Origin of the sequence: Rugamonas aquatica (assembly GCF_009380215.1) — a bacterium.
GTDB classification, from domain to species: domain Bacteria; phylum Pseudomonadota; class Gammaproteobacteria; order Burkholderiales; family Burkholderiaceae_D; genus Rugamonas; species Rugamonas aquatica_B.
In genome coordinates this window covers 119,245-136,117 of sequence record NZ_WHUG01000018.1, presented here as the reverse complement: position 1 = coordinate 136,117, position 16,873 = coordinate 119,245, and the positions used below count along the sequence as shown (strand labels likewise).

The following is a 16,873-nucleotide window of genomic DNA, read 5'->3' as shown; positions in this document are numbered from 1 at the left end:
GGTATGGACTCCGGTCACGATTAACGGTATTGATAGCGCAGCACCAGCGAGGCCCTGCGCGGCGTTTGATATTGGCTCGGTATGCCCCAGTTCACATCCGGCACGATGGTGTTGTCGGCGTTCACGTCGGCGCTGTAGGTGTTGTAACGGTCGGTGATGCCGCGCCGGTTGAACAGGTTCTGGATGCTCAGGTCCAGGCTCAGCTTGTTGTGCGCGCCTATCGTCATGTCGTAGCCCACGCCCATGTCGAATTGCCAGAAGAACGGCAGGCGGCCGCTGGTGCCCGCCGTCTTGACCCCGACCGGGTTGGTGCTGGCATCGCAGTAGTGTCCCCACGAACCCCAGTTGTAAGAGAGGCTGTTGACGTCGGGATTGAGGCCGAAGCAGCTGACCGGCTCGCCGCTGTGCATGCTGAGTATGCCGCTGGTGCGCAGGCCGCTCGGGAAGTAATAGGCACTCGATGCGGTGAACGCGTGGCGGATGTCGTTGGTCAGATTGCCGCTGGCGCCGCGCGTCGTCTCCGGAAAATCGTAGACGCCGGTCTGGCCGATATAGCCCGCGTTCCGGTTTTCCAGATTGAGGAAGCCATTGTCATTGCCGAACGAACGGGTCCAGGTATAGCTCAGGTTCAGGTACCACGGCTCGCCGGCGCTGCGCGAGTGGCTCGCATCGAAGGTCAGGTGGATGTACTTGTGCTTGGGTTTGGGCAGGCCGAATTCGGCAGCCGGTATGGTCAGCGATACCGGCTTGCCATCGCCGCGGAAATCGCGCGTGACCGTGACGTCCTCGCCAGGATTGAGTTCGAAGCATTCGTAGTCGCTCGGATAGTTCGGATAGCCGTGGGTATTGGCATACTTGCCTATGCCCTGGCCGTAGCAGGTGGAGTTGATGACGCGCTTCAGCTCGGCATAACCGAAGTCGACCTGGCCTACCCAGTGGCGGTTGAACGCCTTCTGCGCGTACAGCTGCAGCTCGTTCTGGTAAGGCGCTTTCAGGTTGGTGGTGGCCACCTGGTCTGCCGCCGGCGGCGTGCCGTCATGGCCGGGCGCGGTGTAGGTGGAACCTATCTGCGTCAGGCCCAGCGGCAATTGGGTGTTGGGGTCGATGCCGCTGTAACGGTACCATTTGCGCTGTTCGAGGTGGGACTCGGCGACGCCGAAGCTGAAGTTCGATGGCATGGACAGCGAATAGCGCCCCAGGTTGGCCCCGACCTTCAGGCTGGAATCGCCATGCACATCCCACGACAAGCCCAGGCGCGGCGAGGTGGTCGGGAACGAGAACAGCGGGCGCTCCAGCGCGTCCTTGTTGACGAACTTGTCGAAGCGCAGGCCGCCGTATAGCATCACGCCTTTACCGATTTTCCAGTAATCCTCAAGATAGGCCGCCTTGTTGATCGACACCATGCGACCGAACTCATGGTTGAAATAGTAGCCGACGTACTTGCCGCCGACCTGCTCGCCATTGGGCAGCTGCACGGTGTTGGGACGGTCGTAATAGGTGTACCAGCCAGCCTGCGGCGTGTGCCAGTCCTGGCCGAGAAAGTGCTGGTAGTACTCGGCCCCGAACACGATCTTGTGATTGTCCAGGCTCCAGCTCAGGTCGCCCTTGTAGCCGCGCCGCCAGTAATCGTCGGGGCGAAAATTGACGGTGCGGTCCTGTATGCCGATGTTGCTGGTCTTCTGGGTCTGGCTGTTGTAGGCGTCGACATAGGGGATGTCTTCGGCGCCGTGGGCGCGATCGTTGAGCTGTCCCAGGAAGCCGCCCATCAAGCGCAGTTCCAGGTTGGGCGTGAGGTTGCCGTGGTAATTGGCAATCAGCATGCGCTCCGTCACCGGCGCATACGAACTGGACGAAAAGGCGCCGACCTGCGTGGTGTAGTCCTTCAGCAGGCGATAGGTGTCGGTGCTGATGCTGCTCCACGTCCGCGAGCCGGTCAGATTGAGCGTGTGGTCATCGTTGATGTTCCAGGTCAGATTCAGCAGCAGGTTCTTGCTTTGCGAACTGGCGATTGACTCGCGATTCTGGCTGAAGGTGTAGCTGCGCGATGGCAGCCGGTCACCCAGCAGCACGAAGGCGAACAGCTTGTCCTTGACCAGCGCCCCCGACGCCCACAGGTAATTCGTCGTGCTCGCCTCGCTGCGGTTGTTCGAGGAATAGCGGTAGTAATCGCCCTGCCCGTTGCGTATATCCTTTTCCGCCGGCATCAAGGTGGCCGATGTCGCCGGCGTGTAATACATCGCATAGCCGGCCTCGAATTTGTTCGAGCCCTGGCGCACCGTCTGCGCCATGATGCCGCCGGTGGCATTGGTCCACGAGGCGCCGAAGCTGCCCGCCATCACCTCGGTTTCCTGGATCGCCTCGCGCGGCAGGCGGTTGGCGCCCAGCAGCGTGCGGTCATTGGTGGTGTCGAATTCGTTGAGGTAGTAGCGGTTTTCCGCCGGCGACGCCCCGCCCAGCTGGACCAGCCCGGTCGTGTTCTGGTCGTAGCGCACGTTGGAGCGCAAGCGCGCAATCGATTCGGCGTTGCCGTTGAGGAGAGGCAGGCTGTTGATCAGCTCCCGGCTGTAGTGGCTGGATAATTCCGGGGTGTTGACGTCGATGGGCAGCACCATGGTCTGGGCCGAGTTGCCGGCCACGGTCACAGTGGCGAGCGCGTCCGGGCCGCCCTGGTTTTCCGCCGTCACGGCAAGCACGGCCGTGTCGCTGTTGGGCTTCACGCTCACCTGCCGGACGGCGATCACCTGCTCCCCCTGCCTGAGCGTCACGGTGTACAAGCCGGGGTTGAGGCCCGAGGTCTTGTAGCGGCCTTGTCCGTCAAGCGGCAGTTCGCGTTTGAAGCCGGTCTGCTCGCTGGTGACGGTCACCCGGTTCGCACTCGCGCCCACCGGCACCGCGCCATACAAACCACCGGTGATCGACTGGGCGTATGCGCCGTTGATTCCGGCGATGCCGGACAGCAGGCTCAGGACGAGCAGCGATAGCCGCGCAGCAGTGTTACCTGCCTTCGGTATTTTCTTCATGCATAGTCTCCGTTCTTATTTGCGAATATAAGTTTTTGCGGAATACAACGCGGCTAAAGCTTTCGTTTTCGTAAGCTTTACCTGAATAAACCTTAAAATTAAATAAGGTTTTAGTCAATGAAAAGAAAATATCCGGAGGAATTCGTCAGGTTTTAAGTGATAATATCTTTCGTTTCGCGATATTGACGGGTTGCGATGTTTCGTTTCGTTACGAAATTACAACATCGATCATCAACGGACGTCCAGCAGTTCCACGTCAAAGATCAGGTTGGCGTTCGGCGGGATCGGGCCTGCGCCGTTTTCGCCGTAGCCCATGCTGGCCGGTACGATCAGCGTGCGTTTGCCGCCGACTTTCATGCCCTGGACGCCCTCATCCCAACCCGGAATCACTTGTCCGGCGCCGAGCCGGAAGCTGAACGGTCCGCGGCCGACGGAGGAATCGAACTGGGCGCCATGCTGCGCCGCTGCGGCCGGCTCGTACAGCCAGCCGGTGTAGTTGACGACGGCGGTGACGCCGGCCGCTGCATCCTTGCCGGTGCCGACGACAATATCGATCTTTTGCATAGGCACGGCAGCGGCCGCAGGCGCTTGCGGCGCCTTAGGGCGGTCGCAGCCCGCCAGGGCGAAGGTCAGGGTCAGGCCGATAACGCAGGAGTACAGCAGCTGTTTCATGGTGTTCTTTCGTTTAGAAGTGCAAATAGAGAGGTCGCTTGGGGCTCTCATGAGGCCCGGATGCCGGCGCATTATGGCTGATCGTTCACGCTCCTGCCAGCGCGCGGCACGCTTGACCGCCTTGTCTGAGTGCGATTGACATATCCCGAATGCACACTACAATGGGATATGTTTATTGTATATACCATGGAGAAAAGTGATGGAACAAGGCGCCATTTTTCAAAACAATCGCAGCCAAGCCATCCGCTTACCCAAAGCGGTGGCGTTTCCTGAAGACGTGAAGCGGGTTGATGTCGTCGTGCTGGGCCGAACCAGGATCATTACGCCTGCGGGTGAATCCTGGGAAAGCTGGTTTGACGGCCCGGGAATCTCCGCTGACTTCATGCTGGAACGCGAGCAGCCCGCCGAACAAGAGAGGGAATCTTTTTAAATGCTCAAGTTCATGCTTGATACCAACATCTGCATTTTCACCATCAGGAACAAGCCGGCCCCTGTTCGCGAGATGTTCATTCGGCAGCATGGCTTGATGTGCATCAGCACGATTACCTTGATGGAGCTTTTCTACGGCGTGGAGAAATCCGCCCATCCGACGCGAAACTTGGTGGAAGTGGAAGGCTTCGCGGCCCGCCTGGAGGTATTGGATTTTGACAGCAATGCCGCCGCACACGCTGGACAGATCCGCGCAGAGTTGGCCCGGGCTGGGACGCCAGCTGGCCCCTATGACCAGATGATCGCCGGCCATGCCCGTTCACGCGGCCTGATCGTCGTCACCACCAATCAAAGCGAATTTGAACGCGTGCCTGGACTTCGCGTGGAGGATTGGACTCTGTAGATGCGCGAATACTGGCAAACGCAAAAAGGGCAGCCACATCGGCTGCCCTTCTACATACTGGAGCGGGAGAAGAGTCTCGAACTCTCGACCTCAACCTTGGCAAGGTTGCGCTCTACCAACTGAGCTACTCCCGCTTGGAGTTCAAATTGTCTGGAGGCGAGGATCGGAGTCGAACCGACCTAGACGGCTTTGCAGGCCGCTGCATAACCGCTTTGCTACCTCGCCAGAGGAAACTTTTTACTGAGACGCACAGCGGGGTTACGCGCTGCGATCCGGAATTCTGGAGCGGGAGAAGAGTCTCGAACTCTCGACCTCAACCTTGGCAAGGTTGCGCTCTACCAACTGAGCTACTCCCGCATTGGAGTTACTGATTTTTACTGCGCCAACCAGTTCCGAAGAAACTGGAGCGGGAGAAGAGTCTCGAACTCTCGACCTCAACCTTGGCAAGGTTGCGCTCTACCAACTGAGCTACTCCCGCATTGGAGTCCAACATTCTAGCAGCTAGCTGCCGTTATTGCCAGTGCTACTTGTTCTTGATAACTTGGAGCGGGAGAAGAGTCTCGAACTCTCGACCTCAACCTTGGCAAGGTTGCGCTCTACCAACTGAGCTACTCCCGCGTCGCTGTCATCAACAACAGGCCAGCATTATAGAGGATCCATGACGCCTGTCAATGGTCTTGATATCAATCTTATCGATTGCGCTCCAAAACCTGCGGCCGGCCCTGGTCCGGCCGGCTGTAATCGCAGACGCCATGCGGGAATATCCGTTGCAGCCTGGCCTTTTGCTGCGCCGTCCATTCCACGCCGGCGGGATAGCTGCCGTCCCGCAGCGCCTGCGCGACCGGCTTCAGCGCGCACTTGAAGACATCGCCCTTGATCGATTCCCCCGCCACCATGCGCGGACTGGAAAACAGCGGGAAGGCTTTGGAACAGGCGCCCGGAGGTTTGGCGTCCAGGATGCCGTCCCACACCGACGGCCCGGCGGCGATGACGGCGCCGCCGGTATCGATGCAGCGGTCGGTGAATTCGGCCGGCGCCGGGCCGCCGCTCAGCAGCCGATCCATAGTCGACAAGGCTTCCAGCACCCTGCCCTGCATATCTGCCTCGGAGCGGGTGAACCAGATCACCTGGCGTTTGGCCTCGGCGCGATTGGCGCCCAGCAGGCGCGCCCGCACCGAGAAGGCCTGGCGCGCGTTGTGCATGTTCAGCTCCGGCTCAAGATAAGGCCGCAGATCGATCATCGGGATGCCGAGGCGCTGGCCGGTGAACACCTGGCCCGTGCTGTAGGCTTTGCGCATCGCCTCCACGCTGCCGCTGCGGCGTGGCGCAGGCGTGCCCTCCGGATCGCGGCAGGTGGCGCTCCGCAGCATGTTGCGGCTGTCGTAGGGGTCGTCCTTGCCCTGCCAGTCCACGAAGTCGGCCTGCTCCTTCCAGCCGCCTACGCAGGCGTTGAGGCGCAGGAATTCGTCGACACCGATCACGCCCTGCGCCAGCGCCTTCAAGCCGTACTGCACGCCCTCGTTGTCGATGGAGATCGGAGCGTAGCCCTGGCTGTCGGTGCCGTAGATATCGGCCAGGTCGTTCCAGTGCGTCCATTTCACCTTGTCGAAGGCGCCGGCGGGATAGCGGTAGAAGGTCGCGGCCAGGTCGTAGCGGTCGTCCTTGTAGCGCGGGTTCAGCACCGTCACGATCGCCATCTTCCAACCGTTGATGCACTCGGTCGAACCGGCGCCGCCGGTCCACGCGTGGCGCGCGCCATCGCTGGCGTTCATGCCTTCGATGGCGATTTGATTGCTCCACCTGGCCCACGGCGACGCGGGATCGAGCGCCACCTCGTCCTTGAAGTACTGGCTCAACAGCGGGCAATCCGAGATCGGGATGGTCTGCGTAATCATGTCCGGATAGGACTGGAGCGGAATGCCGCCATCCAGCAAACCGGGATGGTTTTGTGCAAACAGGTACTGCTGCACCGCACCGCCCGATCCACCCAGGCCGATGGTGAACAGCGGCGCGCCATAAGCTTCGACAAAGCGGGCCTTGGTCAGCAAGGCGGTCTGCCCGGCCAGGCGCATGTTGTAATGGACGCCGGCTTCATTGCCGGTCGAGCTGACGATGGCGTAGCCCTGCTCCAGCATGGGCACCATCAACTGGCGCTCGTTGCCGCTCAAGCCTCCGGGCTTGAACCACAGCGGCGAGCCTTGATGATGGCCGATGCCGACACCGCCGCCCAGCCAGTACACCAGCTTGCGGTTCCAGGCCGCCGGCTCGGGCTTGGCCGCCGGCGCCAGCATGGCGATGGTGTAGACGAAGCGGTTGATGGTGCCCACTTCAACCCGCACCACGAACGGCACGGCCGCGCCGTTGCGCTTAAAGGTCGTCAGGTCTGGGGGAGGCGCCGCGTAGCCGGTGGCGGGATCGAATGGCTTGAAGCGATTGCCGGCGAGGTAGAAGTACTCGACCCGCGTCGCGATGCTGCAATTGCGGCTGTAGCCGACGATGGCGCCGCTGGCTTCATCGACCACGGGGTGGCCGATACCGTCCTGGTTGTCGACGCTGGGCTGGCCCAGGCCTGCTTCCTGCGTGCGGCAGACGAAAGGTTGTTGTTGCTGCGCCTGCGCTGCCAGGCAGATTGCGGTTGCCGCGCAAGCGGCCAGGAATCTCCAGAACGCCATCGCGTGCTCCTGATCTGGTGGTGTGGACCTCACCAGATCATAGCATTTTGTTATTAGTTCAGCGTACCCGCTTTTTCCTTAATCAGCGGCCAGGCCAGGCGCAGGTAGTAGAACATCGACCACACCGTCAGCACGGCCGCCACTTCCAGCAGGCGCGAGCCCCAGAACTGGGTGTCGATGGCGCCCCACAGCACGTCATGGAACAGCAACAGCGGAATGGCCATCATCTGCGCCGTGGTCTTGATCTTGCCCAGCGAGCTGACCGCCACCGATTTCGACGCGCCGATCTGCGCCATCCACTCGCGCAGCGCCGAAATGGCGATCTCGCGGCCGATGATGACGAACGACAGCACGGCATTGGCGCGGTCGAGCTGCACCAGCACCAGCAAGGCGCCAGCCACCATCAGCTTGTCCGCGACCGGGTCGAGGAAAGCGCCGAAGGCCGAGGTCTGGTTCCAGCGGCGGGCCAGGAAACCGTCGAACCAGTCGGTGACGGCGGCAACGATGAACACCAGCGTGGCCGCCAGGTTTTGATCCGCAACGGGAAGGACAGTGGTGGGCAGATAGTAGACGCCCACCACAAGCGGAATCAGCGCAACGCGCAACCAGGTCAACAGTATCGGTATATTGAAGGGCATAAGCTCGAAAATTAGTGCGGCCGTGAAAATTGTTAATGCGCCGCTAGTCTACCTTGCCGCCGCACATTAAACCAGCGCACTGTTGCTGTGCATGCCCTAATGCAGTTGCTTGTAGATCTCTTCCGCCAATGCGCTGGAGATGCCTTCAACCTGCTTCAAGTCCTCGACGCTGGCGTCGACCACGCCACGCAGGCCGCCAAAGCGCGCCAACAGGCGCTGGCGGCGCTTGGCGCCTATGCCTTCGATCTCTTCCAGGCGCGAGGTCTGGCGCGTCTTGGCGCGCTTGGCGCGCATGCCGGTGATGGCGAAACGGTGCGCCTCGTCGCGGATCTGCGCCACCAGCATCAGCGCCGCCGATTCCTTGCCCAGCTCCTGCGAGGCGCGGCCGTCGACGAACATCAGCGTCTCCAGGCCCACGCGCCGCCCTTCCCCCTTGGCCACGCCGACGATCAGGCTGATATCGAGTCCCAGCTCGGCGAACACCTGACGCGCCATTTCGATCTGGCCCTTGCCGCCGTCGATCAGCACCACGTCCGGCATCACGCCGTCGCCGTTGGCGACCTTTTCGTAGCGGCGGAACAGCACCTGGCGCATCGCCGCGTAATCGTCGCCGGGCGTGATGTCGTTGATGTTGTAGCGGCGGTACTCGCCGTTCTGCATCTGGTGGTGGTGGAACACCACGCACGAGGCCTGCGTGGCCTCGCCCTGCGTGTGCGAGATGTCGAAGCATTCGACGCGCAGCGCGTCGATGTCTTCCGGCTCCAGCTGCAATGCCTCCACCAGCGCGCGCGTGCGCGACTGCTGCGAGCCCTGCTCCGACAGCAGCCGCGCCAGCGAGATCTCGGCGCCCTTCTGCGCCAGCTCCAGCCATTTGCGGCGCTGGTCCTGCGGCTGGAAGATCAGGTTGATGCGGTGGCCGCACTGCTCCTGCAAGGCCTGCATCAGCGCCGGGTGGTCGAACTCGATATTCAGGATCAGCGTGCCGGGGATGAACTTCTCGCTGTAGTGCTGCGCCAGGAAGGCCGCCAGCACCTCGACTTCAATCGCCTGCTCGGCGATCGCCTCGGCGTCGCCCAGGTGGGTCGGGAAGTAGGCGCGGTCGCCCAGGTGGCGGCCGCCACGCACCATCGCCAGGTTGACGCAGGCGCGGCCGCCCTGCACCAGCACGGCGATGATGTCGACATCGGCGTCGCCGGTGGTCTCCATGCTCTGCTGGTGCAGCACGCGCGACAGCGACTGGATCTGGTTGCGCACGCCGGCGGCCTGCTCGAATTTGAGCTCGGCGGCGTAACCGTGCATTTTCTTTTCCAGGTCGGCCATCACCTCGCTCTGGCGGCCGCGCAGGAAGCGCGCGGCGTTGTCGACATCGACCTTGTAGTCTTCCTTGCTGATCAGGTCCACGCACGGTGCGCTGCAACGGCCGATCTGGTGCAGCAGGCACGGGCGCGTGCGGTTGGAATACACGCTGTCCTCGCAGGTGCGGATCAGGAACACCTTCTGCAGGATCTGCATCGATTCCTTGACCGCCCACGAGCTGGGGAACGGGCCGAAATACTGGTTCTTCTTGTCCACGCCACCACGGTAGTAGACCATGCGCGGCGCGTCACCGCCGGTGATCTTCAGGTAGGGATAGGATTTATCGTCGCGGAACAGGATGTTGAAGCGCGGGCTGAGGGCCTTGATGAGGTTATTCTCAAGGATCAGCGCCTCGGCTTCGCTGTGCGTGACGGTGGTTTCCAACCGCGCGATGCGCTCGACCATCATGGCGATGCGCGGGCTGCTGAGGTTTTTCTGGAAGTAGCTGGAGACGCGCTTCTTCAGGTCGCGCGCCTTGCCGACGTAGAGCACTTTGTCGTCGGCGTCGAAATAGCGGTACACGCCCGGCAGGTTGGGCAGCTTGGCCACGGTGGCCAGCACTTGTTCGCGCGGGTCGGGCGCGCTGGTTTCCACTTCCAGTTCAGTCATACTTGTCTCACTGCGCCTGTTCGACGATGACGAAGGCGACGGCGTATTCTTCCTCGTCGCTGACCGTCACCTGGGCCGACAGCTTGTTCTTGTCCATGAATTCCTTCAGCACGCCGCTGCACACGATCATCGGTTTGCCGCTGGGCGCGTTGAGCATCTGCGCGGCCGGCCACGTCATCGGCATGCGCATGCCCAGGCCGATGGCCTTGGAGAAGGCTTCCTTGGCGGCGAAGCGCGTGGCGACGAAGCGGATGCCGCGCGCCGCGTGCTTGGCTTTACGCGCCAAATACTTTTCCATCTCCTGCGGGCCGAGGATCTTGGCGGCGAAACGGTCGCCATGGCGCGCCAGCGCCGCCTCGATGCGCGGGATTTTGCAGATGTCGGTGCCTATACCGTAAATCATTTTCTTGCGCCCAGGCGGGTCGAGACCATGATGGCCTTCATCTCGCGCACGGCGTTTTCCCAGCCGACGAACACCGAGTGGGCGACGATGGCGTGGCCGATATTGAGTTCGGCGATTTCCGGGATCGCGGCAATCGCCTGCACGTTGGTGTAGTGCAGGCCGTGGCCGGCGTTGACCTTCAAGCCTTTCGATACGCCATACAGCACGCCGCGATGGATGCGTTCCAGCTCGGCGGCCTGCTCGGCGCCTTCGGTGTCGGCATAGCGGCCGGTGTGCAGTTCGATCACCGGGGCGCCGATTTCGGCGGTGGCGTTCATCTGCGCTTCGTCGGCGTCGATGAACAGGCTGACGCGGATGCCTTCGTCCTGTAGCTGCTTGACGGCGGCCTGCACGGCGTTGAAGTGGGTGACGACATCGAGGCCGCCTTCGGTGGTGACTTCGGTGCGCTTCTCCGGCACCAGGCAGACGTCGGCCGGCTTGATGCGGCAGGCGAAATCGATCATCTCCTGCGTGACGGCGGCTTCCAGGTTCATGCGGGTCAGCAGCTGCGGCGCCAGCGCGATGACGTCGGCGTCCTTGATGTGGCGGCGGTCTTCGCGCAGGTGCAGTGTGATGCAGTCGGCGCCGGCCTGCTCGGCCAGCAGCGCGGCGCGGATCGGGTCTGGATACGTGGTACCACGGGCATTGCGCAAGGTGGCGACGTGGTCGATGTTCACGCCAAGGTCGATGATGGTACCGGAGGGTTGCAGGAAGCTCATTAGTTTATACCGTTTATCTAGTTATAACTGCATCAAGTCGATCAGGATCTGGCGCGTGTTCAGCGGCGCGCCGCCCAGGTGGTGCGCCAGCAGGAAGCGCATCAGCTGCTTGCTCTGCGCCTGCGTGGCGGCGTCCTGGTAGTCTTCGCTTTCCATGTCGAGCAGGGTCTTGCCGGCCACGCGCGGCCACGCATCGGCGGCGCGCTCGGGGCGCGGGCCGCGTTCCGGGTCCACCACGTAGACCACGTCGGCCTGCACGGCGCGGCGCGTTTCGATGCAGCGGGTCAGGTCGGCGGCGACGCCTGTCTCTTTAAGTAGGGCCCGTTCGAATTTTCTCAAGACGATGGGCGCAGGTTCGTTGTGGGCGAGCTGGTTGAGCGTGGCGACGTAGTGGTCGAACAGGCGCGGGTGCGCGTCGTCGCGGGCCAGCAGCTTGACCAGCAGCTCGTTGAGGTAGAAGCCGCACAGCAGCGCGGTTTTCTCCAGCGGCAGCATGCCGCCCACCCATTCGGCGTCGGTCAGCGTGCGCAGTTCGGATTTGCCGACCCAGCTCGACGACAGCGGCTGGAAGGTCTGCAGCACGCCGCGCAGCTGCGAGTGCGGGCGCTTGGCGCCCTTGGCGATCAGGGCCACGCGGCCGAAGTCGCGCGTGAACAGGTCGATGATGAGGCTGGTTTCTTTGTAGGGATAGCTGTGCAGGACGAAAGCCGGCTGGCCGGCGACCTTGGTGCCGAAGGTGCGCTCGCGCGACGGTGCGCGCGGGCGCCTGGCCGGTGCGGCGGCTGCAGCGGCCGGTGCAGCAACAGCTGCGGCCGGCGCCGGGGCGGGCACCACTTCACGCTCCGCCTCAGGCTCGGCCTGCAACGGTGCCGCTGCGATGTCGGCGTCTAGCGTGGTGGTGGACATCGCCTCTCTTTTATTCGTAGCCGTAGGCGCGCAGACCCGCTTCGTTGTCGGCCCAGCCGGATTTGACCTTGACCCAGATTTCCAGGTACACCGGGCCGCCGAACAGGCGTTCCATGTCCAGGCGGGCCTGGGTCGAGACTTCCTTCAGGCGCGCGCCCTTGTTGCCGATGACCATGGACTTGTGCGTGTCGCGCTCGACCAGGATGGCGGCGAACACACGGCGCAGGTCGCCCTCCTGCTCGAATTGTTCGATCAGCACGGTGCTGGTGTACGGCAGCTCGTCGCCGACCAGGCGGAACAGCTTCTCGCGGACGATTTCCGACGCCAGGAATTTCTCGCTGCGGTCGGTGATGTCGTCCGGTCCGAAGATCGGCTGGTTTTCCGGCAGCAGTTTCTTGATTTCTTTTTCCAGGCCGTCCAGCTGGAAGCGCAGCTTGGCCGACACCGGCACGATGGCCGCGAACTCATGCTTGGAAGCGACCTGCTGGGCGAACGGCATCAGCGCGGCCTTGTCGCGCACGCGGTCGGCCTTGTTGATGACCAGGATCACCGGCACTTCTTTCGGCAGCAGATCCATCACCTGCTGGTCGGCCGGGCCGAAGGTGCCGGCCTCGATCACGTACAGGATCAGGTCCGACGAGATCAGCGTGTTGGTGACGGTCTTGTTGAGCGTGTTGTTCAGCGCGTTCGAATGGCGGGTCTGGAAGCCCGGCGTGTCGACGTAGATGAACTGGGCGTCGTCATGGGTCTGGATGCCGGTGATGCGGTGGCGCGTGGTTTGCGCCTTGCGCGAGGTGATGCTGACCTTGGCGCCGATGAGGGTATTCATCAGGGTCGATTTGCCCACGTTGGGGCGGCCGACAATGGCGATATAGCCACAACGGAAGTTGGCGGAGGTCGTTTCGGTATTCATTTCAGTTCTCTTTACTTGTTTGCTGCTTTGGCAGGCGGTGGCGACGGTTCATTATCAACCGCGGCCTCGGTCGTCTGCACGGTGGCGATGCCGGCCAGCTTCAGCTGGGCAGCGCGTGGCTTGGCCTTGCGGCCGGCGGCCGGGGTCTTGACCAACGTTTGCTCGGCCACTTCCAGCGCCAGTTTGGCGGCGGCCTGTTCGCCGGCGCGGCGACTGCCGCCGCGTCCGTAGACCTGGATGCCCAGCTTGGGCACCAGGCATTCGATTTCGAATTCCTGGCTGTGCGCGGCGCCATGGGTGGCCACCACATTGTACAGCGGCAGGGAAATCTTTTTACTTTGCAGGAATTCCTGCAGCAGGGTCTTGGCGTCCTTGCCCAGGGTTTGCGGGTCAACCGACTCCAGGATAGGAATGTAGAAGGCCCGGATCACGTCGCGCGCGGGGTTGAAGCCGCCATCCAAAAAAATGGCGCCTAACAGCGCCTCAAGCGTGTCGGCCAGGATCGAAGGACGGCGGAAACCGCCCGACTTCAACTCCCCTTCCCCCAGCCGCAGGAACTGCGACAGCTCCAGCTTTTGCGCGATTTCGTACAGCGATTGCTGCTTGACCAGGTTGGCGCGCAGGCGCGACAGGTCGCCCTCGTCGATCGCCACGAAGCGCTCGTACAGGATGGACGCCACCACGCAGTTCAGGATCGAATCGCCCAGGAATTCCAGTCGTTCATTATGCAAACTGCTATGGCTACGGTGCGTCAAGGCTTGCTGCAACAGGCCAGCATCCTGGAACGTATAGCCTAAACGGTTTTGCAATAACTGAAGATTCATTGTTCTGTACGGTTCTTTACTTTATTGATCGGTTTTGGCCGGAGCCGGCACGCCGTTTTTCGACGTCGTGCCCTGGTATTCCAACAGCAGGCTGGCCGGTCCGACCAGCGGGATTTTCTTTTCGTAGGCGAAGCTGATTTCGAATTCGCCGTTTTCCTTGGCGATCAGCAGATCGCGGCTGGTGATCGAGCTGATGTAGCCGGTGGTCGCATTGGCGTCGAACGATTTCTGCATCTCCAGCACGGAACCGCCGGTGGCCTTGGCCGTGACGATGGCGTTCTGGATCGCCCGATACTCGGTGTAGGTCGGCACGATCTTCAGCGCCAGCACGCCGATGAAGCCCAGCGCGGCCAGCACGAAGATCAAGCCAACCAGGGAAATGCCGTTCTGCCGTTTCAAGCCTGATTGCATCTTATTCCCTTTCGACCGAGTGTGCGCTAAGTGGACGTTTAATGGATGCTGCCGATGCGGCGCAGATTGCCCAGGTTCATCCACACCACGATAGCCTTACCGACAATGTTCTTGTCCGGTACAAAGCCCCAGTAGCGGCTGTCCGCGCTGTTGTCGCGGTTGTCGCCCATCATGAAGTAGTTGCCTTGCGGAACCACGCAAGTAAAGCCTTCGTACTTGTAGGTGCAGTTTTCGCTGTAAGGGAACTTCTTCACGCCATCCAGGCTCAACGTAGGCGCCGCCTCGTTGTTGAGGATGCGGTGGCTGACGCCGGTCAGGTTTTCCTGGAACTGCTTGTTGTACTGCAAGTGTTCGTCGTCGAGATAGTCGTCCAGCGGCGCGTATTTCACTTCCATGCCATTGACCGTCAAGCGCTTGTTTTCATACGTGATTTTATCACCCGGCACGCCAATGACGCGCTTGATGTAATCCTGGGTCATATCCAGCGGATATTTGAACACCATCACGTCGCCGCGCTGCGGGTTGTTGATCTGCACGATCTTCTGGTTAATCACCGGCAGGCGGATGCCGTAGGTGAACTTGTTCACCAGGATCAGGTCGCCCACCAGCAGGGTCGGCACCATCGACGACGACGGGATCTTGAACGGCTCGAACAGGAAGGAGCGCAGGAAGAACACCAGCGCGATCACCGGGAAGAAGCTGCCCGAGTACTCGATCCAGGTCGGCTGGCGCAGCAGGTTCGCTTCGATCGCGGCGCGGTTGCCCAGGTTGTCGACCTTGATGCCGTCGGCGGTGAGCTTGGCGTTGCGGGCGTCGTAGTCGGCCAGCGCGCGGTCGGCGGCGGCCCGGCGCTGCTTGGCCAGGTAGAACACATCCAGGAACCAGATCACACCGGTGATCACCATCAGTACGAACAGGATTAAAGCAAAGTTACCTAAGATCACTTGCAGGTTCATTTGTCGTCCACTTGTAAGATTGCCAGGAACGCTTCTTGTGGGATCTCTACCGAGCCCACTTGCTTCATGCGTTTTTTACCTGCTTTTTGCTTCTCCAGCAGTTTCTTCTTACGGCTGATGTCGCCACCGTAGCACTTGGCCAGCACGTTCTTGCGCAACGCCTTGACGTTCTCGCGCGAGATCACATTGACGCCGATGGCGGCCTGGATCGCCACGTCGAACATCTGGCGCGGAATCAGTTCGCGCATCTTGGCAGCCACCTGGCGGCCGCGATAGGCGGAGTTGGAACGGTGGACGATGATGGCCAGCGCATCAACCTTCTCGCCGTTGATCAGCATGTCGACCTTGACCACGTCGGACGCGCGGTATTCCTTGAACTCGTAGTCCATCGACGCGTAACCGCGCGAGGTGGATTTCAGCTTGTCGAAGAAGTCCAGCACGATCTCGCCCATTGGCATTTCATAGACCAGCTTGACCTGGCGGCCGTGGTAAGCCATGTCCATCTGCACGCCGCGCTTGCCGATGCACAGCGTAATCACCGAGCCGACGTACTCTTGCGGCATGTACAGGTTGACCGTGACGATAGGCTCGCGGATCTCGTTGATCTTGGTCGGCTCCGGCATCTTGGACGGATTGTCGACCTTGATGATGCTGTCGTCGCGCATGACCACTTCGTACACCACGGTCGGGGCCGTGGTGATCAGGTCCATGTCGAATTCGCGTTCCAGGCGTTCCTGGACGATTTCCATGTGCAGCAGGCCGAGGAAGCCGCAGCGGAAGCCGAAGCCCAGCGCCTGCGATACTTCCGGCTCGTACATCAGCGCGGCGTCGTTCAGCTTGAGCTTTTCCAGCGAGTCGCGCAGCGCGTCGTACTGGTTGGCCTCGACCGGGAACAGGCCGGCGAACACCTGAGGCTGCACTTCCTTGAAGCCTGGCAGCGGCGCCGGCGCCGGGCGGTTGGCCAGGGTGACGGTGTCGCCCACCTTGGCGGCCTTCAACTCCTTGATGCCGGCGATGATGAAGCCCACCTGGCCGGCCGACAGCTGCGGCAGCGAGACCGAGCGCGGCGCGAAGATGCCGACGTCTTCCACCAGCTGCAGCGAGTCGGTGGCCATCAGTTTGATCTTGTCTTTCGGCTTCAGGGTGCCGTTCATCACGCGCACCAGCATGACCACGCCCACATACGGGTCGTACCACGAGTCGACGATCAGCGCCTGCAGCGGCGCGTCCGGGTCGCCCTTCGGCGGCGGGACTTTGGCGATGATCGATTCCAGCACGTCTTCCACGCCCAGGCCGGTCTTGGCCGAGCAGTGGACGGCGTCGCCGGCTTCGATGCCGATCACGTCTTCGATCTCGGCGATCGCGGTCGGCGGATCGGCGTTCGGCAAGTCGATCTTGTTCAGGACCGGCACCACTTCCACGCCCAGGTCGAGCGCGGTGTAGCAGTTGGCCACGGTCTGGGCTTCCACGCCTTGCGAGGCGTCGACCACCAGCAGCGCGCCTTCGCAGGCCGACAGCGAGCGCGACACTTCATAGGAGAAGTCGACGTGGCCGGGGGTGTCGATCAGGTTCAGGTTGTAGACGATGCCGTCACGGGCCTTGTATTGCAGGGCTGCGGTCTGGGCTTTGATCGTAATGCCGCGCTCGCGCTCCAGATCCATCGAATCGAGCACTTGCGACTCCATCTCGCGTTCGGACAAGCCACCGCACAATTGAATGATGCGGTCCGCCAGGGTCGATTTACCGTGGTCGATGTGGGCGATGATGGAAAAATTGCGTATGTTGTTCATTAACAAATATTCAAAAACGGGTTTGAAACGACGGGGCGCAAATACAGCTCACAACAGCTGCGCGCAATACGAAAAAAGCGCTCCGAGCGGGGCGGTAATGCCCTGGCGAGCGC

At 61.8% G+C, this 16,873-nt stretch carries 15 protein-coding genes and 5 tRNA genes; 2 read left to right on the top strand and 18 right to left on the bottom strand.

Going from position 1 to position 16,873, the window contains the following annotated elements:
• Positions 1–20 precede the first annotated feature (20 nt).
• Both GEV02_RS29155 and GEV02_RS29150 read right to left on the bottom strand, forming a co-directional pair.
• Positions 21–3,020 carry a TonB-dependent receptor gene (locus GEV02_RS29155; protein ID WP_152841331.1) on the bottom strand — a complete coding sequence of 1,000 codons (3,000 nt, stop codon included), beginning with the start codon at positions 3,018–3,020 and terminating at the stop codon, positions 21–23.
• Positions 3,021–3,251: 231 nt separating this feature from the next.
• A complete protein-coding gene (locus GEV02_RS29150) occupies positions 3,252–3,692 on the bottom strand; it encodes an FKBP-type peptidyl-prolyl cis-trans isomerase (RefSeq protein WP_152841330.1) in 441 nt (146 codons plus the stop codon).
• Between the two features lie 199 nt (positions 3,693–3,891).
• On the opposite strand from GEV02_RS29150, the gene vapB reads away from it, so the two are divergent.
• On the top strand, positions 3,892–4,122 hold the full coding sequence (gene vapB, locus GEV02_RS29145; protein ID WP_152841329.1) for a type II toxin-antitoxin system VapB family antitoxin: 231 nt from the start codon (positions 3,892–3,894) through the stop codon (positions 4,120–4,122).
• Positions 4,123–4,524: a type II toxin-antitoxin system tRNA(fMet)-specific endonuclease VapC gene (vapC, locus tag GEV02_RS29140; protein ID WP_152841328.1), complete on the top strand. Its 402-nt coding sequence runs from the start codon at positions 4,123–4,125 to the stop codon at positions 4,522–4,524.
• A 58-nt stretch (positions 4,525–4,582) separates the two neighbouring features.
• Here vapC and GEV02_RS29135 read toward each other — a convergent pair.
• The 16 genes from GEV02_RS29135 to lepA form a co-directional block, all read right to left on the bottom strand.
• Positions 4,583–4,658, bottom strand: a tRNA-Gly gene (locus tag GEV02_RS29135).
• A gap of 17 nt (positions 4,659–4,675) precedes the next feature.
• Positions 4,676–4,749, bottom strand: a tRNA-Cys gene (locus GEV02_RS29130).
• A 56-nt stretch (positions 4,750–4,805) separates the two neighbouring features.
• Positions 4,806–4,881: transfer RNA gene (locus tag GEV02_RS29125), tRNA-Gly, on the bottom strand.
• Between the two features lie 45 nt (positions 4,882–4,926).
• Positions 4,927–5,002: transfer RNA gene (locus GEV02_RS29120), tRNA-Gly, on the bottom strand.
• 64 nt (positions 5,003–5,066) lie between these two features.
• Positions 5,067–5,142 (bottom strand) — tRNA-Gly (locus tag GEV02_RS29115).
• A 71-nt stretch (positions 5,143–5,213) separates the two neighbouring features.
• On the bottom strand, positions 5,214–7,196 hold the full coding sequence (locus GEV02_RS29110; RefSeq protein ID WP_152841327.1) for a DUF6351 family protein: 1,983 nt from the start codon (positions 7,194–7,196) through the stop codon (positions 5,214–5,216).
• A gap of 53 nt (positions 7,197–7,249) precedes the next feature.
• Complete coding sequence (gene pgsA / locus GEV02_RS29105; RefSeq protein WP_008449877.1) at positions 7,250–7,834, bottom strand: CDP-diacylglycerol--glycerol-3-phosphate 3-phosphatidyltransferase; 585 nt, start codon at positions 7,832–7,834, stop codon at positions 7,250–7,252.
• 96 nt (positions 7,835–7,930) lie between these two features.
• The gene (uvrC, locus tag GEV02_RS29100) at positions 7,931–9,799 is read right to left on the bottom strand and encodes an excinuclease ABC subunit UvrC (protein WP_152841326.1); all 1,869 of its coding nucleotides are present in this window, start codon (positions 9,797–9,799) and stop codon (positions 7,931–7,933) included.
• 7 nt (positions 9,800–9,806) lie between these two features.
• Positions 9,807–10,202 carry a holo-ACP synthase gene (gene acpS, locus GEV02_RS29095; protein ID WP_152803556.1) on the bottom strand — a complete coding sequence of 132 codons (396 nt, stop codon included), beginning with the start codon at positions 10,200–10,202 and terminating at the stop codon, positions 9,807–9,809.
• On the bottom strand, positions 10,199–10,960 hold the full coding sequence (pdxJ, locus tag GEV02_RS29090) for a pyridoxine 5'-phosphate synthase (protein WP_152841325.1): 762 nt from the start codon (positions 10,958–10,960) through the stop codon (positions 10,199–10,201). The genes acpS and pdxJ overlap by 4 nt, the downstream gene beginning before the upstream one ends.
• Before the next feature lie 21 nt (positions 10,961–10,981).
• Positions 10,982–11,866, bottom strand: coding sequence for a DNA repair protein RecO (gene recO, locus GEV02_RS29085; protein ID WP_152841324.1), 885 nt, complete (start codon positions 11,864–11,866; stop codon positions 10,982–10,984).
• 10 nt (positions 11,867–11,876) lie between these two features.
• Positions 11,877–12,779: a GTPase Era gene (gene era / locus GEV02_RS29080; RefSeq protein ID WP_008449886.1), complete on the bottom strand. Its 903-nt coding sequence runs from the start codon at positions 12,777–12,779 to the stop codon at positions 11,877–11,879.
• Between the two features lie 11 nt (positions 12,780–12,790).
• A complete protein-coding gene (rnc, locus tag GEV02_RS29075; protein WP_152841323.1) occupies positions 12,791–13,603 on the bottom strand; it encodes a ribonuclease III in 813 nt (270 codons plus the stop codon).
• Between the two features lie 21 nt (positions 13,604–13,624).
• A complete protein-coding gene (locus tag GEV02_RS29070) occupies positions 13,625–14,014 on the bottom strand; it encodes a DUF4845 domain-containing protein (protein ID WP_070360846.1) in 390 nt (129 codons plus the stop codon).
• A 38-nt stretch (positions 14,015–14,052) separates the two neighbouring features.
• Positions 14,053–14,970, bottom strand: coding sequence for a signal peptidase I (lepB, locus tag GEV02_RS29065; protein ID WP_152841322.1), 918 nt, complete (start codon positions 14,968–14,970; stop codon positions 14,053–14,055).
• Positions 14,967–16,760 carry a translation elongation factor 4 gene (gene lepA / locus GEV02_RS29060; protein WP_008449896.1) on the bottom strand — a complete coding sequence of 598 codons (1,794 nt, stop codon included), beginning with the start codon at positions 16,758–16,760 and terminating at the stop codon, positions 14,967–14,969. Before lepA ends, lepB begins: the two co-directional genes overlap by 4 nt.
• Between the last annotated feature and the right edge of the window lie 113 nt (positions 16,761–16,873).

Coding starts and splice junctions, on each gene's coding strand:
- GEV02_RS29155 (WP_152841331.1), bottom strand. CDS start 3,020: ATGAAGAAAATACCGAAGGCAGGTAACACTGCTGCGCGGCTATCGCTG.
- GEV02_RS29150 (WP_152841330.1), bottom strand. CDS start 3,692: ATGAAACAGCTGCTGTACTCCTGCGTTATCGGCCTGACCCTGACCTTC.
- vapB (WP_152841329.1), top strand. CDS start 3,892: ATGGAACAAGGCGCCATTTTTCAAAACAATCGCAGCCAAGCCATCCGC.
- vapC (WP_152841328.1), top strand. CDS start 4,123: ATGCTCAAGTTCATGCTTGATACCAACATCTGCATTTTCACCATCAGG.
- GEV02_RS29110 (WP_152841327.1), bottom strand. CDS start 7,196: ATGGCGTTCTGGAGATTCCTGGCCGCTTGCGCGGCAACCGCAATCTGC.
- pgsA (WP_008449877.1), bottom strand. CDS start 7,834: ATGCCCTTCAATATACCGATACTGTTGACCTGGTTGCGCGTTGCGCTG.
- uvrC (WP_152841326.1), bottom strand. CDS start 9,799: ATGACTGAACTGGAAGTGGAAACCAGCGCGCCCGACCCGCGCGAACAA.
- acpS (WP_152803556.1), bottom strand. CDS start 10,202: ATGATTTACGGTATAGGCACCGACATCTGCAAAATCCCGCGCATCGAG.
- pdxJ (WP_152841325.1), bottom strand. CDS start 10,960: ATGAGCTTCCTGCAACCCTCCGGTACCATCATCGACCTTGGCGTGAAC.
- recO (WP_152841324.1), bottom strand. CDS start 11,866: ATGTCCACCACCACGCTAGACGCCGACATCGCAGCGGCACCGTTGCAG.
- era (WP_008449886.1), bottom strand. CDS start 12,779: ATGAATACCGAAACGACCTCCGCCAACTTCCGTTGTGGCTATATCGCC.
- rnc (WP_152841323.1), bottom strand. CDS start 13,603: ATGAATCTTCAGTTATTGCAAAACCGTTTAGGCTATACGTTCCAGGAT.
- GEV02_RS29070 (WP_070360846.1), bottom strand. CDS start 14,014: ATGCAATCAGGCTTGAAACGGCAGAACGGCATTTCCCTGGTTGGCTTG.
- lepB (WP_152841322.1), bottom strand. CDS start 14,970: ATGAACCTGCAAGTGATCTTAGGTAACTTTGCTTTAATCCTGTTCGTA.
- lepA (WP_008449896.1), bottom strand. CDS start 16,760: ATGAACAACATACGCAATTTTTCCATCATCGCCCACATCGACCACGGT.